Below are 5,558 nucleotides of genomic sequence, written 5' to 3'. Positions count from 1 at the left end.
GGCGCGGGGCCGGCACCGGGCTCAGGTGGGTCCAGACGTCGACGCCGAGGGCACGGGCGGGGCCGCCCTCCGCGGGGTCGGGATGCCAGCGCGGTCCCTCGGACAGCGTGGCGACGTCCAGGCCGGCGACGGCGGCGCGGCCCGGGCCGAGCAGCAGGGGCGCGGTGTAGACCATGAGCTCGTCCACGAGGCCGGCGCGCAGCCACGCGCCGAGCACGCGGGGCCCGCCCTCGATGAGCACGTGCTCGGCACGGCGGCCGTGGGGCCAGGGCCCGGGATGGGCGGCGAGCGCGGCGAGGACGGCGTGCGGATCGTGGTCCGGCACGTGCAGCAGGACCGGGTGGGCGCGCAGGGCGGCGCCGTCGGGCACGGGCCGGTGACCCTGGACGACGGGCACGGGCTGGTGCGCGAGTTCGGCGCCGGCGGCGTCACGGGCGGTGAGGCGGGGGTCGTCGGCCAGGACGGTCCCCGTGCCGACGACGATGGCGTCGACGCGGGAGCGCACCTCGTGGGCGTGGACGCGGGAGTCCGGGCCGGTGATCCACTGGCTCGTGCCGTCGGCGGCCGCGGCGTGGCCGTCGAGGGACTGGGCGAGGTGTCCGGTCACCCACGGGCGGCCCGCGTCGCGGACCTCGCGCCAGCGGGCGGTGAGCGCGAGGGCGGCCGCCTCGCCGGTGGGGCCGGTGACGTGCACCCCGTGCGCGGCGAGGCGGGCCGCGCCGCCGCCGTCGTGACCGGTGGGGTCCGCGACGGCGTAGCGCAGTGCGCCGATCCCCGCGTCCAGGACGGCCTGCGAGCAGGGGCCGGTGCTGCCGGTGTGGTCACAGGGCTCGAGGGTGACGTGCAGCGTCAGGCCGGCGGGGTCGAGGGTGGCCAGGGCCGGATCCGCGGCGCGGGCGGCCCGCCAGCGGGTCAGGGCGTCGACCTCGGCGTGGGCGGTCCCCCGTCCGCGGTGGTGCCCGACGGCCAGGATGCGGCCGGCCGCGTCGGTCAGGACGGCCCCGACGAGGGGGTTGGCGCCGCGCACGCCGCGCAGCGCGGCGCCGACGGCGAGGTCCATGGGGTCGGCGGACGGGGTCTCGGCGGCGTTCATCGGGCGACGTCCCCCTCGGGGCCGTCCGGCAGCAGCGTCTCCACGGCGGGCTTGTCCCGGTCTGTGGCGCGCAGCCACACGAAGAAGCCGATCAGGGTGAAGGCGCCGTAGAAGGCGTACATGACGGCCGAGGCGTAGTAGCCGGTGCTCCACAGCAGGGGCACGCCGACGACGTCCACGGCCACCCAGATCAGCCAGAACTCCACCCAGCCGCGCGCCATGCCGTAGGTCGCCAGCAGCGATCCCACGAACGTCCAGGCGTCCGCCCACACCGGCTCCCACGAACCCAGCGCGCGGAACACGGGGGTGAGGGCGACGGTGCCGACCGCCATGGCCGTCACGAGGAACACGCGCCCGCGCCAGCCGGCCCACTCCGGGGTGATGGCGGGAGCGTCCTCGGCGTGGCCCCGACGGGCCTGACGCCAGCGCACCCAGCCGTAGACGGAGACGGCGATGAACATGACCTGTCGGCCGGCCTGACCGAGCAGGGTGGCGTGATCGGCCCCCGTGAACAGGGAGGCGAGGAAGACCGTCAGCAGGATGAGGTTGCCGAGGATGCCCACGGGCCAGGCCCAGACCCTGCGCGCCATGCCGCCCAGGGCGGAGGCGAGGCCGAAGACGTTGCCCAGCACCTCGCGCATGAGCAGGCCGCCGCCGGCGACCGGGACGGTCCAGTTGAACGCGTCCACCAGCCAGTCCATGACCGTGACGCCACCTCCTCGGATCGGGACTCCGAGGGGTGCGCTCCGCAGCCCTCCCGCGCAGGGCGCGGAACGGCTCCGCCGCGTGCCTCTCCCATCCCGACTGTACGGTCGGCACCGGAATTCCACCGGTCAGGCCGCTCGGCACCGCCTCGGATGAGGACGGGCCGCGCGGTTAGCGGGCTGTCACCGCCGGTGCGGACTTCCACCGCATCTCGGAGCACGTTGCTGTCCAGCAGTATCGCACGCCCGGCCGGCCGCGCATGCCGGACGTCGCCGGACGACGCCGGGCGACGTCCGGCGCGGCGGGCGGGCGACGGCGTCGCCGGGCTCAGTGGCAGGCGCGGGCGGCGGCGGTGCGCAGGCCGGCGAGCGCGGCGTCGGGGTCCTCGGCGCCGAACACCGCGGAGCCGGCCACGAACACGTCGGCCCCGGCCTCGGCCGCGCGTTCGATGGTCTCGCGGTTCACGCCGCCGTCGACCTGGAGGGCCAGCGGGGCGGGCCCGCCGTCGAGGGCGCGGCGGGCCCGGCGGATCTTCGGCAGCACGACGTCGAGGAACGCCTGCCCCCCGAAGCCGGGCTCCACGGTCATCAGCAGGAGCATGTCCAGCTCCGGGAGCATGTCCAGGTAGGGCTCGACCGCGGTCGCCGGCCGCAGCGCCATGCCGGCCTTCGCTCCGGCCGCGCGCAGCTCCCGGGCCAGCCGGACGGGCGCCGCCGACGCCTCGGCGTGGAAGGTGACGGACTCGGCCCCCGCCTCCGCGTAGCCGGGCGCCCAGCGGTCGGCGTCCTCGATCATCAGGTGGAGGTCCAGCGGCAGGTCCGTGGCGCGTCGGATCGCCTCGACCACGGGCAGGCCGAGGGTGAGGTTCGGGACGAAGTGGTTGTCCATGACGTCCACGTGCACCGCGTCCGCACTGGGGATGCGGGCCAGCTCGTCGGCGAGGCGGGCGAAGTCCGCGGACAGGATCGAGGGGTGCAGGCGCGGGGCGCGGGCGGTCATGGTCGGGTCCTCTCGGTCAGGCGCCGGGGGCGCGCAGCAGGGCCAGGAACATGGCGTCGGTGCCGTGCCGGTGCGGCCAGAGCTGGGCCGTGCGGGCGACCACGTCTCCCGGCTTCGGCGCGCCGGCGGGTTCTGCCTCGTCCAGGCGCAGGTCGTCGAGCGCGACGGTGTCGAGGGCGGTGCGGGCGTCGAGCAGCTCCAGCTCGGGGTGGCGGCGCACGAGGTCCTGGACCTGGACGACGGTCTCCGCGACGTGCGGGGAGCAGGTGACATAGGCGAGCACGCCGCCGGGGGCGAGGACGGAGACCGCCGCGTCGAGCAGCTCGGCCTGCAGGCCGGTGAGCTCGGCGAGGTCGGCCGGGGTGCGGCGCCAGCGTGACTCGGGTCGGCGGCGCAGCGCCCCGAGGCCGGTGCAGGGGGCGTCCACGAGGACGCGGTCGAACGCCGGGGCCGCCTCGGGGGCGTCGGCGATCGTGCGGCCGTCCCCGGTCCGGACGGTCCAGGCGTCGGCGGGCACGGCGGCGAGTGCCTGCCGGACGAGGTCGGCGCGGTGCGGGGCGACCTCGTTGGCCACGAGCGTCGCACCCCGCTCGGCGGCGAGGGCGGCCAGCAGGGCCGCCTTGCCGCCGGGGCCGGCGCACAGGTCGAGCCAGCGCTCGGCGCGCCCTTCGGCCGCGGGGACGGGCGCCTGGGCCAGGGCGCGGGCGGTGAGCTGGGAGCCGGCGTCCTGGACGCGGAGCACGCCCTCGCGCACCCCGGGCAGGCGGCCGGCGTCGCCGCCGGAGTGCAGGGCGGAGTCCGGGGCCAGCGGCCCGGGTTCGGCGCCGTCGTCGAGGGCCGCGGCGAGCGCCTCGGCCCCGCCGGCCACGGGCAGGGCGACGAGGTTGACCACGGGCGGGGCGTTGTCCGCCTCGAGCAGGGCGGCCAGCTCGGCGTCGCGGTCGGCGATGTGGCGGGTGCCGCGGTGGGCGGCCAGGGCCTGGCGCAGCGCGCGGACGATCCACACCGGGTGCGAGGCGCGGACGGCCAGGGCGGCGTCGCCACCGTCGGCGGGGGCGACGTCGGCCAGCCACTCCTCGAGGGGGCGTTCCGCGACCCGACGCAGCACCGCGTTCACGAACCCGGAGGCGCCGGCCCCGATCTCGGCGCGCACGAGGGAGACGGTGGCGTCGAGGGCGGCGTGGGCGGGCACGCGCATGCCCAGCAGCTGGTGGGCGCCGAGCCGCAGGGCGTCGAGCACGGGTGGGTCGATCTTCTCGAGCGGGCGGTCCACGCAGCGGGTCAGGATCGCGTCGTACAGGCCGAGCCCGCGCAGGGTGCCGTAGGCGAGTTCGGTGGCGAAGCCGGCGTCGCGCCGGTCGAGGCGGGCCTGGCGGATGCGCGCCGGGAGGACCAGGTTCGCGTACGCGTCCTCGGCGTGGACGGAGCGGACCACCCCGAACGCGACGCGGCGCGCCGGGTCGGCGGTGCGGGAGCGCTGCGACGGCGCCTGCGCCGAGTACTTCCGCCCGGCGCCGGAGCGACCCCGGTTGCGGGTGCGCCCCTGCGCATCCCGGCGGTCCTGGGGGTCTGGCCGGGGTGCGCGGCCGCGTTCTCCGCGGGCCCCTCGCTCGCCCCGGCCCTGTCCTGGCTGTCTCTCGCGGCTCATGCGCGCGCCTCCTCGTCCTGTGCCGTGGCGTTCCGCGCGGCCTCGCGTGCCGCGGCCCGGGCGGCGGCCTCCCGGTGGGCCTGTTCTTCGTGGTGGGCGAGCGCCTCCCCGGCCAGCAGTGCGGCCCCGGCGGCGGCGCCGCGCGCCCAGTCGGCGGCCGGCATCAGCTTCCTGCCCGCCGGCTGGACGCGGGAGAGCCGGACGGCCCCGCCGGCGGTGCGCAGCCAGGCGGCCTTCGCGGCCACCAGGATCTGCCCGGGAGCCGCGGCGTCGAGTACGGAGGGCCAGCCGTCGTCGCCGGCGCGGACCGGGGCGACGCCGTCGAGCTTGAAACGGGCCGGGGCGGCGCCGTCGTCCGCGGTCAGCCAGCCCCAGGCGCCGGGCTCGGGGGTGACGCCGTTGATCCGGGCGGCCACCTCGGCCGCCGGGCGGGCGGGGTCCACCAGGCCGTCTGCGGCCGTGAGCTTCGGCGCGTGGGTGGGTTCGCCGCGCTGGGGCGTGGCCGTCGCGGTGCCGGCCGCCAGGCGGTCGAGCACGTCGATCACGAGCGGGCCGCCGCGCTCGGCGAGGTCGGTGAGCACGGTCCCGGCGGTCTCGTCGGCCGCGACGGGGCGGGTGAGTCGGGCGAAGACGGGTCCGGTGTCCAGGCCCTCCTCGAGCTGGAACACGTCGGCGGCGATCTCGGTCTCCCCTGCCATCACGGCGCGCTGGACGGGGGCGGCGCCGCGGTAGGCCGGCAGCGCGGAGAAGTGCAGGTTGAGCCAGCCGTGGCGGGGGGTCTGCAGGGCCTCGGCGGGCACGAGCGCCCCGTAGGCGACGACGACGGCCACGTCCGCCTCGAGGGCGCGGATCGCCTGGAGGGCATCGGCGCCCTCGGGTCCGCGGAGTCGGTCGGCCTTGAGCACGGGCAGGCGGGCCTCCTCGGCCACGACCGCGACCGGCGACGGGGTCAGCACCCGCCGGCGCCCGACCGGGGCGTCCGGCCGGGTGAGCACGCCGACGACCTCGTGGGCTGAGTCGAGCAGGGCGCGCAGCACGGGCACGGCGGTCTCGGGCGTGCCGGCGTAGAGCACGCGCAGGGGCGTCGGGGCGGTCATCGGGCGGCTCCTGTTC

5 protein-coding genes and 1 riboswitch are annotated in these 5,558 nt (G+C 77.9%); all 5 genes read right to left on the bottom strand.

What is annotated here, in order from left to right; translation table 11 throughout:
* A partial coding sequence (gene ribD / locus J1M37_RS06950) for a bifunctional diaminohydroxyphosphoribosylaminopyrimidine deaminase/5-amino-6-(5-phosphoribosylamino)uracil reductase RibD (RefSeq protein ID WP_206452373.1) occupies window positions 1-1,093 on the bottom strand: 1,093 nt, incomplete at its 3' end.
* Window positions 1,090-1,794 carry a nicotinamide riboside transporter PnuC gene (gene pnuC / locus J1M37_RS06945; protein WP_069941988.1) on the bottom strand — a complete coding sequence of 235 codons (705 nt, stop codon included), beginning with the start codon at window positions 1,792-1,794 and terminating at the stop codon, window positions 1,090-1,092. The genes pnuC and ribD, both read right to left, overlap by 4 nt.
* 82 nt (window positions 1,795-1,876) lie before the next feature.
* A riboswitch (FMN riboswitch) is annotated at window positions 1,877-2,021 on the bottom strand.
* Between the two features lie 104 nt (window positions 2,022-2,125).
* On the bottom strand, window positions 2,126-2,797 hold the full coding sequence (gene rpe / locus J1M37_RS06940; protein ID WP_141842770.1) for a ribulose-phosphate 3-epimerase: 672 nt from the start codon (window positions 2,795-2,797) through the stop codon (window positions 2,126-2,128).
* A gap of 16 nt (window positions 2,798-2,813) precedes the next feature.
* On the bottom strand, window positions 2,814-4,445 hold the full coding sequence (locus J1M37_RS06935; RefSeq protein WP_206452372.1) for an RsmB/NOP family class I SAM-dependent RNA methyltransferase: 1,632 nt from the start codon (window positions 4,443-4,445) through the stop codon (window positions 2,814-2,816).
* Entirely contained in the window at window positions 4,442-5,542 is a 1,101-nt protein-coding gene (locus J1M37_RS06930; RefSeq protein WP_206452371.1) for a methionyl-tRNA formyltransferase, read from the bottom strand. The genes J1M37_RS06935 and J1M37_RS06930 overlap by 4 nt, the downstream gene beginning before the upstream one ends.
* Window positions 5,543-5,558: the final 16 nt, after the last annotated feature.

It is taken from the genome of Micrococcus sp. KRD012, from assembly GCF_017168555.1.
GTDB lineage: Bacteria > Actinomycetota > Actinomycetes > Actinomycetales > Micrococcaceae > Micrococcus > Micrococcus luteus.
The sequence above is the reverse complement of the archived record's forward strand: the minus strand, read 5'-3'. Positions and strand labels throughout refer to the sequence as shown.

What these genes read in the sequence shown, in the direction of transcription:
- pnuC (WP_069941988.1), bottom strand. Translation starts at nt 1,794, where the DNA reads ATGGACTGGCTGGTGGACGCGTTCAACTGGACCGTCCCGGTCGCCGGC.
- rpe (WP_141842770.1), bottom strand. Translation starts at nt 2,797, where the DNA reads ATGACCGCCCGCGCCCCGCGCCTGCACCCCTCGATCCTGTCCGCGGAC.
- J1M37_RS06935 (WP_206452372.1), bottom strand. Translation starts at nt 4,445, where the DNA reads ATGAGCCGCGAGAGACAGCCAGGACAGGGCCGGGGCGAGCGAGGGGCC.
- J1M37_RS06930 (WP_206452371.1), bottom strand. Translation starts at nt 5,542, where the DNA reads ATGACCGCCCCGACGCCCCTGCGCGTGCTCTACGCCGGCACGCCCGAG.